Annotated in this window: 15 protein-coding genes and 1 pseudogene; 5 read left to right on the forward strand and 11 right to left on the reverse strand. The window is 66.0% G+C overall.

What is annotated here, in order from left to right:
• The first annotated feature begins 157 nt into the window (after window positions 1–157).
• The 3 genes from J2R80_RS03615 (at window position 158) to tcuB (ending at window position 4,117) form a co-directional block, all read left to right on the forward strand.
• Window positions 158–1,468 carry an MFS transporter gene (locus tag J2R80_RS03615; RefSeq protein WP_076832572.1) on the forward strand — a complete coding sequence of 437 codons (1,311 nt, stop codon included), beginning with the start codon at window positions 158–160 and terminating at the stop codon, window positions 1,466–1,468.
• Between the two features lie 128 nt (window positions 1,469–1,596).
• The gene (gene tcuA, locus J2R80_RS03620; protein WP_200844559.1) at window positions 1,597–2,997 is read left to right on the forward strand and encodes an FAD-dependent tricarballylate dehydrogenase TcuA; all 1,401 of its coding nucleotides are present in this window, start codon (window positions 1,597–1,599) and stop codon (window positions 2,995–2,997) included.
• Between the two features lie 16 nt (window positions 2,998–3,013).
• Window positions 3,014–4,117, forward strand: a complete 1,104-nt coding sequence (tcuB, locus tag J2R80_RS03625) for a tricarballylate utilization 4Fe-4S protein TcuB (protein ID WP_076832575.1) — start codon at window positions 3,014–3,016, stop codon at window positions 4,115–4,117.
• A gap of 39 nt (window positions 4,118–4,156) precedes the next feature.
• Here tcuB and J2R80_RS43640 read toward each other — a convergent pair.
• The 4 genes and pseudogenes from J2R80_RS43640 to J2R80_RS03645 form a co-directional block, all read right to left on the reverse strand.
• Window positions 4,157–4,731, reverse strand: a pseudogene (locus tag J2R80_RS43640) (class I SAM-dependent methyltransferase).
• 51 nt (window positions 4,732–4,782) lie between these two features.
• Entirely contained in the window at window positions 4,783–5,196 is a 414-nt protein-coding gene (locus J2R80_RS03635; RefSeq protein ID WP_076832577.1) for a Rieske (2Fe-2S) protein, read from the reverse strand.
• A gap of 53 nt (window positions 5,197–5,249) precedes the next feature.
• Entirely contained in the window at window positions 5,250–6,359 is a 1,110-nt protein-coding gene (locus J2R80_RS03640) for an amidohydrolase family protein (protein ID WP_076832580.1), read from the reverse strand.
• The gene (locus tag J2R80_RS03645) at window positions 6,356–7,432 is read right to left on the reverse strand and encodes an amidohydrolase family protein (protein ID WP_076832583.1); all 1,077 of its coding nucleotides are present in this window, start codon (window positions 7,430–7,432) and stop codon (window positions 6,356–6,358) included. The genes J2R80_RS03640 and J2R80_RS03645 overlap by 4 nt, the downstream gene beginning before the upstream one ends.
• A gap of 173 nt (window positions 7,433–7,605) precedes the next feature.
• On the opposite strand from J2R80_RS03645, the gene J2R80_RS03650 reads away from it, so the two are divergent.
• Window positions 7,606–8,088: a CinA family protein gene (locus tag J2R80_RS03650; RefSeq protein WP_076832586.1), complete on the forward strand. Its 483-nt coding sequence runs from the start codon at window positions 7,606–7,608 to the stop codon at window positions 8,086–8,088.
• Window positions 8,089–8,402: 314 nt separating this feature from the next.
• On the opposite strand, the gene J2R80_RS03655 is transcribed toward J2R80_RS03650, so the two are convergent.
• From J2R80_RS03655 to J2R80_RS03665, 3 genes are all read right to left on the reverse strand, one after another.
• Complete coding sequence (locus tag J2R80_RS03655) at window positions 8,403–9,713, reverse strand: HlyD family type I secretion periplasmic adaptor subunit (protein WP_076832588.1); 1,311 nt, start codon at window positions 9,711–9,713, stop codon at window positions 8,403–8,405.
• On the reverse strand, window positions 9,710–11,461 hold the full coding sequence (locus tag J2R80_RS03660; protein WP_076832591.1) for a type I secretion system permease/ATPase: 1,752 nt from the start codon (window positions 11,459–11,461) through the stop codon (window positions 9,710–9,712). Before J2R80_RS03660 ends, J2R80_RS03655 begins: the two co-directional genes overlap by 4 nt.
• A 150-nt stretch (window positions 11,462–11,611) precedes the next feature.
• Window positions 11,612–12,406, reverse strand: a complete 795-nt coding sequence (locus J2R80_RS03665; protein ID WP_076832593.1) for an acyl-CoA thioesterase domain-containing protein — start codon at window positions 12,404–12,406, stop codon at window positions 11,612–11,614.
• Between the two features lie 65 nt (window positions 12,407–12,471).
• Between J2R80_RS03665 and J2R80_RS03670 the strand changes: the two genes are divergently transcribed.
• Window positions 12,472–13,425: a LysR substrate-binding domain-containing protein gene (locus J2R80_RS03670; RefSeq protein WP_246786564.1), complete on the forward strand. Its 954-nt coding sequence runs from the start codon at window positions 12,472–12,474 to the stop codon at window positions 13,423–13,425.
• On the opposite strand, the gene J2R80_RS03675 is transcribed toward J2R80_RS03670, so the two are convergent.
• From J2R80_RS03675 to J2R80_RS03690, 4 genes are read right to left on the reverse strand one after another with little or no spacing between them, the layout of a single operon-like run.
• Window positions 13,422–14,399 carry an ABC transporter ATP-binding protein gene (locus J2R80_RS03675; protein ID WP_076832598.1) on the reverse strand — a complete coding sequence of 326 codons (978 nt, stop codon included), beginning with the start codon at window positions 14,397–14,399 and terminating at the stop codon, window positions 13,422–13,424. The genes J2R80_RS03670 and J2R80_RS03675 overlap by 4 nt on opposite strands.
• A complete protein-coding gene (locus J2R80_RS03680) occupies window positions 14,396–15,808 on the reverse strand; it encodes an Asp-tRNA(Asn)/Glu-tRNA(Gln) amidotransferase GatCAB subunit A (RefSeq protein ID WP_076832601.1) in 1,413 nt (470 codons plus the stop codon). The genes J2R80_RS03675 and J2R80_RS03680 overlap by 4 nt, the downstream gene beginning before the upstream one ends.
• Window positions 15,805–16,014: a hypothetical protein gene (locus J2R80_RS03685; RefSeq protein ID WP_076832604.1), complete on the reverse strand. Its 210-nt coding sequence runs from the start codon at window positions 16,012–16,014 to the stop codon at window positions 15,805–15,807. The genes J2R80_RS03680 and J2R80_RS03685 overlap by 4 nt, the downstream gene beginning before the upstream one ends.
• Window positions 16,011–17,084: an ABC transporter ATP-binding protein gene (locus tag J2R80_RS03690; RefSeq protein WP_076832607.1), complete on the reverse strand. Its 1,074-nt coding sequence runs from the start codon at window positions 17,082–17,084 to the stop codon at window positions 16,011–16,013. Before J2R80_RS03690 ends, J2R80_RS03685 begins: the two co-directional genes overlap by 4 nt.

A 17,084-nucleotide genomic window follows, 5' to 3' on the forward strand; every position in this document is an offset into this window, starting at 1 on the left:
CGATTTCCACCTACGGCTTTTTTCCCATAGCCCCCCGCGTGATTCCGGGTTGGTCGCGCCGGACAGCCGTGCCAAATTGCCGCACATGGCAGTTAACTGCTTTGGCCGGCGAGACAATTTGCGCCGGCCGTTTTTGTCACGGGGAGGAAAGGGCGTTATGTCGCAGTCGAGTTCATCGCAAGTCCCGCAGATCAAATCGCGTCTTGGCGCCATCCTTCGCGCGACCAGCGGCAATTTCCTCGAGCAGTTCGACTTCTTCCTGTTCGGCTTCTACGCCCAGGCGATTGCGAAGGCCTTCTTCCCCTCCGAGAACGAGACCGCGGCGCTGCTCAACGCGTTCGGCGTTTTCTGGCTCGGCGCCCTGATGCGCCCGGTCGGCGCCGTCGTGCTCGGCGCGTATATCGACCGCATCGGCCGCCGCAAGGGCCTGATCGTGACGCTGTCGATCATGGCTATCGGCACCGTGGTGATCGCGCTCTGCCCGAGCTATTCGACCATCGGCATTGCGGCGCCGATCATCGTGCTGATCGCGCGCCTGCTGCAGGGCTTCTCCGCCGGCGTCGAGCTCGGCGGCGTCTCGGTCTATCTCGCGGAGATCGCCACGCCCGGCAATCGCGGCTTCTACACCTCGTTCCAGTCGGCGAGCCAGCAGGTCGCGATCTTCGTCGCCTCGATCCTCGGCTTCGTCCTCAGCGAGAGCATGCCGGCCGCGACCGTGGCCTCCTGGGGCTGGCGCATCCCGTTCTTCGTCGGCTGCCTGATCATCCCGGTGATCTTCTTCCTGCGCCGGACGCTGGAGGAGACCCCGGCGTTCCTCGCGATGAAGAAGCATCCGACCGCAAGCGAGGTGTTCGCCTCGGCGATCGCGAACTGGCGCATCGTCGTGCTCGGCATGATGATCGCGGTGCTGACCACCACCACCTTTTACTTCGTCACCGTCTATACGCCGACCTTCGGCAAGACCGTGCTGAAGCTCTCGACCCAGGATGCGCTGCTGGTGACGCTGCTGGTTGCGGTGACCAATTTCATCTGGAATCCGGTCGGCGGCGCGGTGTCCGACCGGATCGGCCGCAAGCCGGTGCTGCTGGCGATCGCCGGCCTGTCCCTCATCACGGCCTATCCGGCGTTGCACTGGCTGGTGACCAATCCCTCGTTCGGCAAGATGCTGGCGGTCGAGATGATGTTCTCGTTCTATTTCGGCGTCTACAGCGGCACCATGCTGGGCTGCTTGGTCGAGATCGTGCCGGCGCATGTCCGCACCACCTGCTTCTCGCTGGCCTTTGCATTGGCGGCCGGGCTGTTCGGCACCTTCACGCCGTTCGCCTCGACCTGGCTGATCCAGCAAACTGGCGACAAGGCTTCGCCCGGCTACTGGCTGATGTGCGCCGCAGCTCTCGGCATCGTCGCCGCGCTGATCGTCTATCGTGGCGGCCAGACCATCGAGCAGCGCGAGACGGTTGCGGCCTGATATTCCACTTCGCGGCCGGGTGGGCTCGCTGGGCATGACTTCTCCGGAAAATCGCGACACGCTTTTCCGGATCATGCTCATGCGCCCGGCCGTGTTGCTTTCCATGCCAACAACGATAACAAGAGCGCATGGTTGATCTGACGCGCAGGTTCGACGTGCTGGTGATCGGCGGCGGCAACGCCGCGCTGTGCGCTGCGATCAGCGCACGGCGCGCCGGCGCTTCCGTCCTGGTGCTGGAAGGCGCCCCGAAATTCTATCGCGGCGGCAACACCCGCCACACCCGCAACATGCGCTGCGCCCATGACGCGGCGACCGAGATCCTCACCGGTCCCTACACCGAGGAGGAGTTCTGGAAGGATTTGCTGCTGGTGACCGGCGGCCAGACCGACGAGGAACTGGCCCGCTTCATGATCCACGAGTCCAAGGACATCCTGAACTGGATCGTCGAGCAGGGCGTGCGCTGGCAGCCGTCGCTCGGCGGCACGCTGAGCCTTGGCCGCACCAACTCGTTCTTCCTCGGCGGCGGCCGCGCGATGCTGAACGCGCTCTATCGCACCGCCGAGGAGCTCGGCGTCGACATCCTCTACGATGCCGAGGTCATCGATCTCACGGTCGAGGACGGCATGTTCCTTTCGGCGCAGCTGAAGCAGCCGGTCGGCGGCAAGACCGAGGTCCGCGCCTCGACCCTGGTTGCGGCCGCCGGCGGCTTCGAGGCCAACATCGAATGGCTGAAGGAATCCTGGGGCGATGCGGCCGACAATTTCCTGATCCGCGGCACGCCCTATAATCGCGGCGCGATCCTCAAGATGCTGCTCGCCAAGGGCGTGCAGGAGATCGGCGATCCGACGCAATGCCATGCCGTGGCGATCGACGCCCGCGCGCCGAAATTCGACGGCGGCATCATCACGCGTCACGATTCGGTCGTGTTCGGCATCGTCGTCAACAAGCATGCCGAGCGCTTCTACGACGAGGGCGAGGACATCTGGCCCAAGCGCTATGCGATCTGGGGCCGGCTGGTCGCCGCGCAGCCGGACCAGATCGCCTACATCATCTTCGACTCGACCGTGGTGACGAGCTTCATGCCGACGCTGTTTCCGCCGATCGCGGGTGCGACGATTGCCGAGCTCGCCGGCAAGCTCGAGCTCGACGCGGCCGCGCTGGAAAAGACCATCACCGAGTTCAACGCCGCGGTGCAGCCCGGCACCTTCGACCACACCATCCTCGACGACTGCGCTACCCAAGGCATCACGCCGCCGAAGACGCATTGGGCGCGCCGGATCGAGACGCCGCCCTATCTCGCCTATCCGGTGCGGCCCGGCATCACCTTCACCTATCTCGGCACCCGCGTGAACAGGGAGGCGCGGATACTGATGAAGGACGGCAAGCCGTCCGCCAACATGTTCGCCGCCGGCGAGATCATGGCCGGCAACGTGCTCGGCAAGGGCTATGCCGCCGGCATCGGCATGACCATCGGCAGCGTGTTCGGCCGCGTCGCCGGCCGGGAAGCAGCCAAGAATGCGCGGAACTGAAGGCGGGACTGACGCGATGCACGGGACGAGTATCTTGCAGGAAGCCGACCGTCTGATGACGGTGTGCAATTCCTGCCGCTATTGCGAGGGCCTGTGCGCGGTGTTTCCCGCGATGGAGATGCGCCGCGCCTTCTCCGACGGCGATCTCAACTACCTCGCCAACCTCTGCCATAGCTGCGGCGCCTGCTACACCGACTGCCAGTTCTCGCCGCCGCACGAATTCAACGTCAATGTACCGAAGACGCTCGCGGTCGCGCGCGCCGAATCCTATGCCGCCTATGCTTGGCCGCGCGCCTTTGCCGGTGCGTTCGCGCACAACGGCCTCGTCATCAGCCTGATCGCAGCGCTCAGCGTCGCCGCCTTTATCTTCGGCTTCGCCGCGGTCAGTGATCGCGGCGTGCTCACCGGCATCCACACCGGTCCCGGCGCGTTCTACAAACTGATGCCGCACAATGCGATGGCGCTGCTGTTCGGCTTAGCCCTGCTCTACGCGATCCTGGCGCTGGTAATGGGCGTGCGCGCCTTCTGGCGCGACATCGGCGAGCCGGTCGGCATGACGACGGATGCGAAGGCGCTGTTGCAGGCGGTCCGCGACGCCGGCGAGCTGCGCTACCTCGACGGCGGCGGTGTCGGCTGCTTCAACGAGGACGACCAGCCGACCGACCGCCGCAAGCTGTATCACCACTTCACCTTCTATGGCTTCGCGCTGTGCTTCGCCGCGACCTGCGTCGGCACGCTGTATCACTACCTCCTGGCGCGCGAGGCACCCTATGCGTGGTGGGACCTGCCCGTCGTGCTCGGCACGCTCGGCGGCATCGGGCTCGTGGTCGGCCCGCTCGGCCTGCTCGGCGAGAAATGGAAGCGCGACCGCGTGCTGGTCGACGAGCAGCGCATGGGCATGGACACCGCGTTCATCCTGATGCTGTTCCTGACCAGCATCACCGGCCTCGCCTTGCTGCTGTGGCGCGAGACCGCCGCGATGGGCCCGCTGCTGGCGCTGCATCTCGGCGTGGTGTTCGCGCTGTTCATCACCATGCCCTACGGCAAATTCGTGCACGGTATCTACCGCTTTGTCGCGCTGGTGCGCTATGCGCGCGAACGGCAGATGATGGCGGAATGAATGGTGGTGGGTTAGCGCAGCGTAGCCCGGCTTACGAACTCATCTTGCATCGGGCTTTGTCGCCAGCGCACAGAACCACTCATTTGTCTCGACCAGCTGAGCCTGCGTGAAGCCGGCCGCTGCCAGCTTTTCCGTCACCCCTTCCTTGGGCTGTCCGGAGTAGCGCGTAAAGCCGAGTGCGATCCTGCCGCTCGGCTTCATCACGCGACGGACCTCACGTAGCCCGGCGACGGCATCCGGCCAGACCTGCATCGAGTTGATCGCCAGCGCCGCATCGAAGCTGTCCGCATCGAATGGCATGCGCTCACGGAGCCAAGCCGAAGCTCGACACGACCATCCTCGATCGCGGCCGCGTTCCGGGCGCGAGCTTGCCCGACCATCTCCTGCGACGGATCAATGCCCGCGACGCGTCCGGCCGATACCAATGTCGACAGACGATGAATGACGGCGCCCGGACCAAACCCAACTTCGAGCACGCTGTCGTCAGGTCCGATCTCGAGGCGATCTGCGACCCACGCGCCGCAATCTGCATTGGTGCGCGACATGATCATGCCGCCGAGCCTCCCCAGGAGGCCCCGAGGACGGCCAAACGCACGCAAGAGGATGCTTTGCATGACGCTCACCGACTGCCATCTCCGGTGAACAGGATTTCGGGACGGTCGCGGCTACAAATCCACCACCACGTAGTCACTCTCCACCGCGACCTTGATGGTCTCGGCGACATACGGTCCCTTCACCACATTGGTGCCCGGCTCGACGCTGACCGGATAGGCGCGCACGCGGAAGCGGCGCGGGTCGCAATAGGACTGGCCGGTGCGGATGTCGAACTCCCAGCCGTGCCAGGGGCAGCGCAGGATCTCGCCGAGCTTGGTGTATTCGATTTCGCCGGGGTCCGACGACGACGCGAGCCCGATCAGCGGCCCCTCACACAGCGCCGCGCCCTGATGCGGGCAGCGGTTCAGCAGGCCGAAGAACTCGCCCTTGACGTTGAAGACCGCGATCGGCCGTCCGTCGATCTCGAGAAATTTTCGCGAACCCGGCGGCAGCTCGTCCACCGGGGCTATCACATGCCGCGTCATCAATCGTTCTCACGCATGATCTGATTCGAAAAACCGGTTCCCACTTTTTCGGATCATGCGATACCGTACAACTGCTTGGCGTTGTCGAGATAGAACGCCTGGCGATTGGCATCGCTGACGCCGGCCGGCAGCACGCGCGACGGCTCGTCGTAATCCCAATGCGGGTAATCGGTCGCGAACAGCAGCCTGTCCCAGCCGATCCACTCGATGGTCTGGAACAGATGGTCGCGGCTCTCCGGATCCTCCATCGGCTGCGTCGTCCACCAGATGTGGTCGCGGATATATTCCGACGGCTTGCGCTTCAGATGCGGCACCTCGGCATGCAGCCGCGAAAACACCTTGTCGAGCCGCCAGGCCAGCGACGGCGCCCAACCGAAGCCGGCCTCGACCATCACCATCTTCAGTTTCGGGAAGCGCTCGAACACGCCCTCGAGCACGAGGCTCGCCAGCGCGGTCTGCTGGCACTGCGAATGCCCGACCATCTCCTCGATATAGTAGCTCGGCCAGCCCGACGCGGTGATCGGGTTGCCGCCGAAGCCGAATGCGTGCACCCCGATCGGAAGGCCGGCTTCCTGTGCCGCCTCATAGATCGGCCAGTAGCGGCGCTGGCCGAGCGGCTCGACATTGCGGCTCAGCAGCAGCACCTGGACGAAATTTGTGTCGCCTGCGCGCTTGCGGATTTCGGCGGCGGCCGACATGCCATCCTCATTGGCGACGACGACCGAGCCTTTCAGCCGGGTATCCTTGCTGGTCCATTTCTCGATTTGCCAGTCGTTGATTGCCGAACAGATCGCGCCGGCGAGATCCTGATTGCGGGTACCTTGCCCGGTGTTGAGCGGGTTGAGCACGCCGAGCGCGACATTGTTGGGATCGAGATGCTGCCTCTGCATGAAGGACAGCGACGAGCCCTGCGGGCCGCCTTCCGGCGGATAGGCATCGCGGCGCGACGCATTCGGCTGCGCCTTCGGATAGGGCGGGCCTCCCATCATGCCCTGATAGGCATGGACGCCGAAGGTCTCGAGATGCGCATGCCAGCGCTTTTCGAGATAAGGATACAATTCATCCTTGGTGGCGCGGGCCGGATGGATGTCGCAGTCGGCGATCGCGGTCTTGATGCTGGTCGGCGATGCGGTTTTGGGACGCTCGCGGAGCTGGATGTTCATGGCGTCTTCTCCTTCACCTTGAGCCGGCCATAGGTCGCATGCGGATTATCGATCATGATCTTGCGTACCAGATCCTGCGACAACCCGTGCGGCAGCACCTCGTCACCGTCGAACTGCCAATGCGGATAATCTGACGAGAATAGGATCAATTCGTCCGACTGCATATGGTCGAACAGGCGGTTCAGCGTGTCTCCGTCCGGCGGCGCATCGACCGGCTGCAGCGAGAAGCGGATGTTGCTGCGCACAATCTCCAGCGGCGCGCGGTCGACCCACGGGGTCTCCATGCGCACGCCGCGCCAGAACTTGTGCAGCCGCCACAGGAATGGCGGCAGCCAGGTGAAGCCGGACTCCAGCATCACCATTTTCAGGTTCGGATGGCGCGCGAACACGCCCTCGACGATCAGGCTGGTGAGCTGGGTCTGGAACGCCTGCGCCTGCGCAACATAATCCTCGATGTGATAGGAGCCCCAGCCGACCGAGGTCGGCGGATTGTGATAGGCGCTGCCGGCATGGATGCCGACCGGCAGGCCGAGCCGTTCCGCCGCGGCGTAGATCGGCCAGTAGTGCCGCTTGCCAAGCGGCATGTCGCCCATCACCAGCATCAACACCTGCACGAAGCGCTTGTCCTGCGCACAGCGCTCGATCTCGGCGACCGCCTTCTCGATGCTCTGCACCGGGATCACGATCGAGCCGCGCAGGCGATCGTCCTTGTCGAGCCATTCCTTGACCAGCCAGTCGTTCAGCGCGCGGCAGAACGCATCGGCCATGTCCTCGGAGAACACCATCTGCACGCCGTAGAGCGGATTGCAGATGCCGTAGGCCGTGCCGAACTGGTCGAGCGCCTGCCGCTGCATGTCCGCAAGGCTCGAGCCCGGCTTGCCTTGCGCTGGACGCCAGTCCGGCCGCGACGAGATCGGCGAATTGGTCGGATAGGATTGCGAGATCAGGTCGGTCATGCCGCGCGTCGTCACCTGGTCGCGCCAGTAGTCGTTCATGTACGGCAGCAGGCTGGTGAGGTGAGGCACGGCGGGATGCAGATCGCAATCCACGCCGCCCGCGATCGGCGACGTCATGATGTTTCCTCCGCGCACGCTCTCACGACAAGCTTGTCGGGCGGCGCCTGGTTCTTGTCTTGCATTCAATCAGGCCATGCCGCGGCCTGCAACTCGGCAAAGGGCTGCGTGGTGTGCTAGGAGGGCAGGACGCCCCACGGGATTTTCATGGCAAGCAACGAGAAAGAAGGCCGATGAACGCGCTCACATCCATCGCCGAACAGGTCGCCGCAAAACTGATCGCGAACAAGCAGACGATTGCGGTCGCGGAATCCTCAACCGGCGGACTGATCTCCGCATCGCTGCTCGCGGTTCCCGGCGCGTCGGCCTATTTCCTCGGCGGCGGCGTGATCTACACCCGCGACGCGCGGCGCGCGCTGATGGACATTCCCGACGACGCCATGCGCGGCATCCGCTCGGCGTCGGAACCTTACGCGCAATTGCTGGCGCGGCAGATCCGCGAGCGCCTCGCGACCGACTGGGGATTGTCGGAGACCGGTGCCGCCGGCCCGACCGGCAACCGCTACGGCGATGCCGCCGGCCACAGCTGCATGGCTGTCGCAGGCCCCCACCAGCAGGTGATCACGCTGGAGACCGCGAGCGGCGACCGGCAGGCGAACATGCAGGCATTTGCGAAGGCGGCGCTGGAGCTGTTGTTGAAGAATCTGGAACGGTAATTTTTCCCTGTCGTCCCGGGCAAGCTACTTGTCTCACCGAGGCTCGAAGAGCGGAGGCGGAAGCGCGACCCGGGACCCATAATCACCGATGGCAATTGACGATGGTCCGCTGGAGCCACAGCCTGCTTCAACAACTCGATCCTGTGGTTATGGGTCCCTGGTTTCGCAGGGACGACTTGGGGAAAGAGCCTGCAATCTAACGAGGACTGCGTAGACCGGATGAAGCGAAGCGCAATCCGGGACGACTTCATCCGCTGAGCGACTGTTCCCGGATTTCGCTGCGCTTCATCCGGGCTACAAGAGCAGCGCGCGGCTCACTTCTCGCGGAACGAGCGCATGAACTGGTCGCTCATCGGCTTCATCAGATAGGACAGCATGGTGCGGTCGCCGGTCTGGACGAAGGCTTCCACCGGCATGCCCGGGATGATCTTCACCTCGCTGCCGAGGCGCGCCACTTCTTCCGGCGGCATCGAGACGCGGATGGTGTAATAGCTCTGCCCGGTGCGCTGGTCGGTGGTGACGTCGGCGGAGACGCGGGTGACGACGCCGTTCAGCTCCGGCGTGGTGCGCTGGTTGAAGGCGGAGAGCCGCAGCACTGTCTTCTGTCCGACCTGCAGCTTGTCGATGTCCTGCGGATTGACCTTGGCCTCGACCGACAGATCGTCGGCCTTCGGCACGATCATCATGATGGCATCGCCCGCGGTAATGACGCCGCCGACGGTGTGCACGGTCGATTGCAGCACGACGCCGTCCTGCGGCGCGCGGATGTCGATGCGGCGGAGCTGGTCCTCTGCGGTGACCTTGCGCTCGACGAACTCGCCGATCTTGTCGTTGGTCTCGCGCAGGTCCTTCGAGACCTCCGCCAGCATGTCCTTGTCGACCTGGATGATCTGCAGCTCGGTCTCGGTGATCTTGCCCTTGGCCTGCGCGCGCGAGGCGATGTACTGCGCGCGCTCGCCGGAGAGCCGCGCCGCGTCGCGCTCGAGCGTGGTCAGGCGCGTCAGCTGCACCAGATGCTGCTCATAGAGCTGGCGGACGCCGACCAGCTCCTGCTGCACCAGCGCGATCTCCTTGTCCTTGGCGCTCTCCTGCGCCTGCAGGCCGGAGATCTCCTCGTTGAGCTGGGTGACGCGCTCGCGCAGCTGCGCCTTCTGGCCGGTGCGGCCGTTGACGCGAACCTCGAACAGCTTGGTTTCGCTCGCCATGATGTCGCGAACGTCCGGATCCTTGGCCTGCTCGAGCAGCTGCGGCGGGAAGGTGATCTTGTCGCGGCCCTGCTGCTCGGCCTCGAGCCGGGCCGCGCGCGCATAAAGACCGTTCAGCGTCTTGACCACGATCGCAAGGCTGGCCTTCACGACGGTCTCGTCGAGGCGCACGACGATGTCGCCCGCCTTGACCACGTCGCCGTCGCGCACCCGCACCTCGCCGACCACGCCGCCGGTCGGATGCTGCACCTTCTTGACGTTGGATTCGACCACCACCGAGCCCGGCGCGATCAGCGCACCCGAGATCGGCACCGTTGCGGCCCAGCCGCCGACGCCCCCGCCGAGAACCAGAACCACGGCGAGGCCGACGATCAGATGCTTGCGGATCGAGCGATGTGCGTTGCGCGGTTGATCGGTCATGACTTTGCGGCTCCCGCATCCGCGACGATCTTGATCGGCGTCGGCACCGGCGGCGCGGCACGCTGCAGCACCTGCGCGAGCACAGCCTCCTTCGGCCCGAAGGTCTGCATGCGGCCGTCCTTCAGCACCAGCAGATGGTCGACGCCCTCGATGCCGATCGGCCGGTGCGCAACCACGATGACGACCGCGCCGCGCTCGCGGGCGCCGCGCACCGCGCGGGTCAGCGCCTCGTCGCCTTCGCTGTCGAGATTGGAGTTCGGCTCATCCAGCACGATCAGGAACGGGTTGCCGTACAGCGCCCGCGCCAGCGCCACGCGCTGCGCCTGGCCCGCGGAGAGCGCGGTGCCCTGCTCGCCGACCTGGGTGTCGTAGCCCTCGCGCATCTTGATGATCATCTCATGCACGCCGGCCTCCTTGGCCGCCGCGATGATGCCGTCGGACTTGGCGTCGGGATCGAACCGGCAGATGTTCTGGGCGACCGTACCGGCAAACAGTTCGACGTCCTGCGGCAAATAGCCGACGTGGCGCCCCAGTTGGTCGGACGACCATTGGTCGAGCGCGGCGCCGTCGAGCCGTACCTTGCCCCGCGCCGGCATCCAGACGCCGACCAGCGCCCGGATCAGCGACGACTTGCCGGAGCCGCTCGGGCCGATCACGCCGACGCCGCTGCCGGCTTCGACGGCGAAGGTGATGTCCTGCACGATGGCGCGCTGGTCGCCCGGCGCGACCATGGTCACGGCCTCGACCGAAAGCTTCTTCTCCGGCGCCTGCAACAGCGTCTGCTCGGGCCGCGCCGGAATTTGCTGCAGCAGGCGGTTGAGCCGCTGCCAGCTCTGCCGCGCGGCGACGAAGCCCTTCCAATGCGCGATCGCGAGATCGACCGGCGCCAGTGCCCGCGCGCTCAGGATCGAGCCGGCGATGATGATGCCGCCGGTGGCCTCCTGATGGATCACGAGATAGGCGCCGACCGCGAGCACGGCGGACTGCAGCATCATGCGCAGCACCTTGGCGACCGCGCCGAGCCCGCCGGTGACGTCGCTCGCACGCTGGTTGCCGGACAGATATTCCTCGTTGGCCTCGTTCCAGCGCCTGTTCATGCGGCCGGCCATGCCCATCGCCACCAGCACCTCGGCGTTGCGGCGGCTGGAGGCGGCAAGATCGTTGCGCCGCGCCGCGAGCGTCATCGCTTCCTTGGCCGGCGTGCGCGACAAGTATTCGGTGATCAGCGTCAGCGTCACCAGGATGATCGCGCCGACCAGCGCCGTGACGCCAAGCAGCCAATGGAAGGCAAAGCAGATCACCATGTAGAACGGCAGCCATGGCAGATCGAAGAACGCGCCGGGACCCATGCTGCCGAGGAAAGAGCGCACATTGTCGAGGTCGCGCAGCGGCTGCAGGCCTTCGCTGCGATTGCCGGCCATCAGCGGCAGCCGCACGACAGTGTCGAACACCCGCGCATTGAGCGCTTCGTCGAGCGAGGTGCCGACGCGGCCGAGGATCCGTCCGCGCAGCAGGTCGAGCACGCCCTGAGCCATGTAGAGGACCGCGGCGATGACCACGAGGCCGACCAGGGTCGGAACGCTGCGGCTCGGCAGCACCCGGTCGTAGACTTGCAGCATGAACATCGAACCTGTCAGGTAGAGCAGGTTGATCATGCAACTGATGAGGCCGACGCCGATAAAGGCGCTGCGGCAAGCGCGCAGCGCCTCAGCCAGTTCGGAACGCCGGACAGCGGGCGCGGCTGCCATAAAAACTGATCTCTGCAAAACAAAAGAGTTACGTGATCGCCACGTTGTATAGACGTTTGCGACCACCGTCCATTTTAAGTCGCGTGAACCAAAGCATGGTTCGCGGCCTCATTTTGTGATCGCACCGACAGTTGACGGAATAAATTAGGGTTAACCGGCGGCGGAACCCTGGCCTCGCGCGGGCGCGCTTCCCGGAAGCGGCACGAGAATGACCGACATCGAGACCCGGCCGATCTCGCCATCCACATCGAGCAACACCCCGCTGCCGACGCCGAGCCCCGCCTCCGGGCGCCAGCGCGCATCGGCGCGAACGCCGATCCAGGCGCCCCGCGGCGACCGGAACAGCTGCACCGCAAGGTTCGGATTGGGGTCTGCCACCACGTTCTGGACCGGCCGCGCGATGCCGTGGGTCCAGTCAGCCGGGCCGAGCACCCGCGCCAACGGGCCGGCGTCCGCGATGACGGCGTGATGCAAGCGAAACCAGGCGGTATCGCCGCCGGCACGGGCTTCCATCGCATCCATGAACCAGCTGCGGCCATGGACCGCGTGTGGGCTGCGCAACGGAAACACCGTGGGATCCACCGGATCGGCTGCGCTCCCGTAAAATCCCGGGACCTCGACGGCACGCTCGCGCGACAGCGTCACGCGTACCGTCGCGCAGGGTTGCTCCTCGCCGGCCGGCCAGAGCGTGTTGTCGACGACACTGACCCGGCCGCCTTCGGTCACCACGGTGACGTGCGTGCGCAGTTCCGCCATTGGCGTCGGCCGCAGGAACCAGGCCGCCGCCGAGATCGCGGTGCCCCAATTGCGCGCGCCGGCCATGGCCTCGACCTCGCCGGTCAGCAGGCTTGCGACCGCGCCGCCCTGAAGGCCTGTGAACGGCCCGGCCGCCAGCGCCGCCGGCTTCCAGTGATGGGACGTGGCGAGCGGTTCGAAGATGGCCAAGGCGAATGATCCCCTGAGATGAGCAGGATTGAGCGTTTGGCCAATCTGATCCAAGAATAGCGGCCATGACAAAAGGCCATTCATCACTTCAGGTGAGCAAGATTCATCCATTGGATGCCCCCGATCCGCGGGTGATCCCGCCGCTGCCGGCGCTGCTCGCCTTCGAGCGCGCGGCCACTCAACTCAGCTTCCGGCGTGCCGCGCGAGACCTGTCGCTGAGCCCGTCGGCGATCAGCCACCAGATCCGCGGGCTGGAAGAGCAGTTCGGCACCAAACTGTTCGTCCGCGGCGCGCGCCAGGTGCGGTTGACCGACGACGGCGAGCGCTACCTTGCAAAAGTGTCGGCCGCGCTGGCGACGCTGCAGGAGGCGAGCCGTGACATGCTGCGGCGACGCGGCGAGGCCAGCGGCGAGCTCTGGATCAGCTCATTGCCGTTCTTCACCAGTGCCGTGCTGCTGCCGGCGCTGCCGGAGTTCAAGCGGCGCCATCCGCAACTGACGCTGCGGATCGAGGCCACCCACCAATATGCCGACTTCAACGGATCGCGCGTCGATGTCGCGATCCGCTACGGGCGGGAACATGCCACCGGGCTGAAGGTCGAGCCGCTGGTACAGGTCAAAGGATTGCCAGTCTGCACGCCGGCGCTGGTCAAGGCTGGTCTTCGGACCCCTGCGGACCTGTCGCGCGAGGTGCTGATCCATGTCACGACGCAGCCGCGGGCGTGGCCGGCCTGGCTGAGGGAGGCCGGGCTGCCGAATCTCGCTCCGCGCGGACATCTGTGGCTCGACAGCGTGCCGGCGATGCTGGAGGCCGCCGAACACGGGCTCGGCGTCGCGATTGCGATCGCGCCGCTGATCAAGGCGCGGCCGGGCTTCGGCAAGCGGCTGGTGGCGCCGTTTGCGTTCGAGGCGGCGCACAGTGAGACGATTTACCTGGTCTCCCGCACCGAGCAGGCGCGGGACCGCCGCATCGCGGCGGTGCGGCGCTGGATCACGGACGCCGTCGCGCGGGCGAGCTAGGCCGTGGCGGGCGCCGGCTCGGCCAGGATGCACCGTGCCAAACGGCCGGGAGCGACCTGCACGACCGGCGGCAAGCGCTCGCTGCAGCGCGGCTCGGCGAACTTGCAACGCGGTGCAAAGGAGCAACTGGCCGGCGCATGATCGAGCGAGGGCGGGGTGCCCGGAATGGTTTCCAGCCGCTGGCCGCGCATCGCGCCGTGAATGGTCGAGGCCAGCAGGCCCTTGGCATAGGGATGCACCGGTGAGCGCACGATATCGCGCAAGGCGCCCTGCTCCACGATCTGGCCGGCATACATCACCGCAACGCGGTCGCAGATCTCGATCGCGACACCGATGTCGTGAGTGACGAAGATCACCGACATGCCGAACTCGCGCTGCAATTCGCGCAGCAGCAGCAGGATCTGGATCTGCACGGTGGCATCGAGCGCCGTGGTCGGCTCGTCGGCGAGCAGGATCTTCGGCTTGCAAGCCAGCGCCAGCGCGATCATCGCACGCTGGCGCATCCCGCCCGACATTTCGTGCGGATAGGAGTCCAGCCGCCGCTTCGCGGAGGGGATCCGCACCACCTCGAGCATTTCGAGCGCGCGGGCCGTGGCCTCGCGCTCGCTCTTACCCTCGTGGCGCATCACCGTCTCCGCGATCTGGCGGCCGATGGTGTAGACCGGATCGAGCGCCAGCGCCGGCTCCTGGAAGATCATCGAGACGGTCTGGCCGCGAAATCCGGACAGCGCCTCATCGTCCATCGCCAGCACCTCTTGTCCCAGCACCTTGACGCTGCCGGAGATCTGCGTGCGTTTCTTCGGCAACAGCCGCATCAACGCGCGCAGCGTCACGCTCTTGCCCGAGCCGGACTCGCCGAGCAGCCCCAACACCTCGCCCTCGCCGAGCTGCAGGCTGAGATCGTTCACGGCATGGACCGTGCGATCGCCGGTGAAGCGGATATTGAGGTTGTTGATCTCGACGAGGTTGGTCATGCGAGCTTGGGCACCCTGGCGTGGAAATCAGTGGCGCGCTGGAACGCGGCGCCGATCCGGAGCAGAACCGCTTCCTCGAAGGAGCGACCAATCAGTTGCATGCCGACCGGCAGACCCGTCTTGGTGAAGCCGGAGGGAATCGAGAGCGACGGCAGGCCGAGATAGTTGACCGGGCGGGTGAACCGCGTCAGCCGCTGCAGCACCGCGTCGGCGCCCGGACCATTGCCGACATCGCTCTCCGCGATCGTCGGCGCCGGCACCGGCGACGACGGCGCGATCACCGCATCGACCCCGTTGACCGCCGCGTTGTGCGCGGCGAGCGCGGGTCCGCGCCAGCGCATCGCCTCGAGATAGGTGACCGCCGGAATGGTCAGGCCGTTCTGCAGCCGCATCAGGACCTGCGCACCGTAATCCTGCGGCCGCTCGATCATCCAGCGCTTGTGGAAGGCGGCAGCCTCGACCGCGAGCACCAGTTGCGAAGCCGAAGAGAGCTGGCGCTGATCGGGCAGCTCGACCTTGACGATCTCGGCGCCCTCTTTCTTCAAGGTGGCGATAGTCTCGTCGAGGATACGCGCCACCTCAGGGTCGAGGTCGTCGACATAGAACGCCGTCGGGACGCCGATCTTCAGACCCTCCAGCGACTGCTTGGTCGCGGCCATATAGTCCGGCACCGGCTGTGTCGACGCTGTCAGGTCCTCCGGGTCCGCCCCGGCCATCAGGCCGAGCAGCAGCGCGCAGTCCTCCGCGGTCTGCGCCAGCGGACCGACGGTATCGAGCGACTGCGACAGCGGCATCGCACCGGCGCGGCTGACGCGGCCGACCGTCGTCTTCAGGCCGGTGACGCCACAGAAATGCGCCGGCATGCGCACCGAGCCGCCGGTGTCGGAGCCGAGCGCCGCGAAGGTGAGCCGCGCGGCGACCGCCGAGCCCGAGCCCGACGACGAGCCGCCGGTGATGTGCTCGGTGTTCCAGGGATTGCGCACCGCGCCGTAATGCACGTTGTGGCCGGTCGGCCCATAGGCGAACTCGACCATTTGCAACGAGCCGAGGCGGACCTGTCCGGCATCCTTCAGCCGCTGCAGGGCGGTCGCGGTCGTCTTCGGCGCGAAGTCGCGGCGAATCAGCGAGCCGCAGGTCACGACCTTGCCGGCATCATAATACATGTCCTTGTGCGCCAGCGGCACGCCGTGCAGCGCACCGCGACTATTGCCCCTGGCAAGCGCGGTATCGGCCTCGGTGGCGGCGGCCAGCGCCTGCTCGGATTCGACCGCCATATAGGCGTTGAGGCGCGGCTGCCATTCCGCAACGCGATGCAGCACGGCGCGCGTCACCTCATGCGAGGAAACTTTCTTGTCGGCAATCGCCTTGGCGACCGCGGTCAGCGTCATCAGGGCCGGATCAGAGCTCATTTAGACACCTTCTCGATCTTCTGCGCGATCTGCGCCAGCAGGAAGCTCGCGGGTTCGAGATCGAAGGGCAGCGTACCGGAGATCGGTGCAAAGCCGTCGAATGCCGGCCCGATCGAATTGGCGATCCGGGTGGCGACTTCGTCGTCGGCGGGCACGTCGGCGACGTGCGCGATCACCTTGACATCCTTGGGTGTGGGTCTAGTCATGCCGCGTTTTCTCCTTTTGCTTTTGCCGGCGCGCGGCTGTGCCCCGAGCCAGGAATGGCCATGTAGCACGCCGCTTGATGGCCCATTGTATCGAGATCGCTGAGTTTTGGCGTGTCGTTTGCGCAGAGCGGCTCCGCAAACGGACAACGGGTGTGAAACCGGCAGCCCGATGGCGGATCGATCGGATTGGGCGGATCGCCCGAGATCGGCGGCACCTCGGTGCGCTTGTCGGGATCGGATGACGGCATCGCCGCCAGCAGCGCGCGGGTATAGGGATGCGCCGGCGCATCCCAGACCGCATCGACCGGGCCGAGTTCGACGACCTCGCCGAGATACATCACCAGCACGCGGTCGGAGATGTAGCGGACGACGTTGAGGTCGTGGCTGATGAACAGGTAGGTCAGGCCGAATTCCCGCTTCAGGTCGGCGAGCAGATTGAGCACCTGCGCCTCGACCGATTTGTCGAGTGCGGACACCGCTTCATCGAGGATCACGAGCCGCGGCGACAGCGCGAGCGCACGCGCGATATTGACGCGCTGACGCTGGCCGCCGGACACCTCGTGCGGATAGCGGTTGGCGAAAATCTCCGGCCGCAAGCCGACCTTACCGAGCAATTCGCGCGCCAGCGTCCGCGCCGTGTCGTCGGCCATGCCGTGGACCTTTGGCCCGAAGGCGATCGATTCCTCGATGGTGAGGCGCGGATTGAGCGAGGCGTAGCTGTCCTGGAACACCATCTGCACGCCGCGCCGCAAATCGCGCAGCGAGAGCGACGGGCCGACCTGCCTTCCGTCATAGATGATATCGCCGGCATCGCGTGCCATCAGGTGCATCAACAGCCGCGCGGTGGTCGATTTGCCGCAGCCGGATTCGCCGACAATGCCGACGGTCTCGCCCTTCATGACCGCGAAGGTGACGTCGTCGACGGCGCGCACGGTCTTGCGCGGACTGAACAGGCCGCCGCGCACCGGGAAGTGCTTGGTCAGTCCCTTGACCTGCAGCAGCGGCTGCGCGGCGCCGCCGATGTCGGCGACCGGCTCCAGCATATCGACGGAGAGATTGGCGTCGCTCAT

Source organism: Bradyrhizobium sp. USDA 4541 (assembly GCF_024171085.1).
Lineage (GTDB): Bacteria > Pseudomonadota > Alphaproteobacteria > Rhizobiales > Xanthobacteraceae > Bradyrhizobium > Bradyrhizobium australafricanum.

Coding starts and splice junctions, on each gene's coding strand:
- J2R80_RS03615 (WP_076832572.1), top strand. CDS start 158: ATGTCGCAGTCGAGTTCATCGCAAGTCCCGCAGATCAAATCGCGTCTT.
- tcuA (WP_200844559.1), top strand. CDS start 1,597: ATGGTTGATCTGACGCGCAGGTTCGACGTGCTGGTGATCGGCGGCGGC.
- tcuB (WP_076832575.1), top strand. CDS start 3,014: ATGCACGGGACGAGTATCTTGCAGGAAGCCGACCGTCTGATGACGGTG.
- J2R80_RS03635 (WP_076832577.1), bottom strand. CDS start 5,196: ATGACGCGGCATGTGATAGCCCCGGTGGACGAGCTGCCGCCGGGTTCG.
- J2R80_RS03640 (WP_076832580.1), bottom strand. CDS start 6,359: ATGAACATCCAGCTCCGCGAGCGTCCCAAAACCGCATCGCCGACCAGC.
- J2R80_RS03645 (WP_076832583.1), bottom strand. CDS start 7,432: ATGACGTCGCCGATCGCGGGCGGCGTGGATTGCGATCTGCATCCCGCC.
- J2R80_RS03650 (WP_076832586.1), top strand. CDS start 7,606: ATGAACGCGCTCACATCCATCGCCGAACAGGTCGCCGCAAAACTGATC.
- J2R80_RS03655 (WP_076832588.1), bottom strand. CDS start 9,713: ATGACCGATCAACCGCGCAACGCACATCGCTCGATCCGCAAGCATCTG.
- J2R80_RS03660 (WP_076832591.1), bottom strand. CDS start 11,461: ATGGCAGCCGCGCCCGCTGTCCGGCGTTCCGAACTGGCTGAGGCGCTG.
- J2R80_RS03670 (WP_246786564.1), top strand. CDS start 12,472: ATGACAAAAGGCCATTCATCACTTCAGGTGAGCAAGATTCATCCATTG.
- J2R80_RS03675 (WP_076832598.1), bottom strand. CDS start 14,399: ATGACCAACCTCGTCGAGATCAACAACCTCAATATCCGCTTCACCGGC.
- J2R80_RS03680 (WP_076832601.1), bottom strand. CDS start 15,808: ATGAGCTCTGATCCGGCCCTGATGACGCTGACCGCGGTCGCCAAGGCG.
- J2R80_RS03685 (WP_076832604.1), bottom strand. CDS start 16,014: ATGACTAGACCCACACCCAAGGATGTCAAGGTGATCGCGCACGTCGCC.
- J2R80_RS03690 (WP_076832607.1), bottom strand. CDS start 17,084: ATGAGCGACGCCAATCTCTCCGTCGATATGCTGGAGCCGGTCGCCGAC.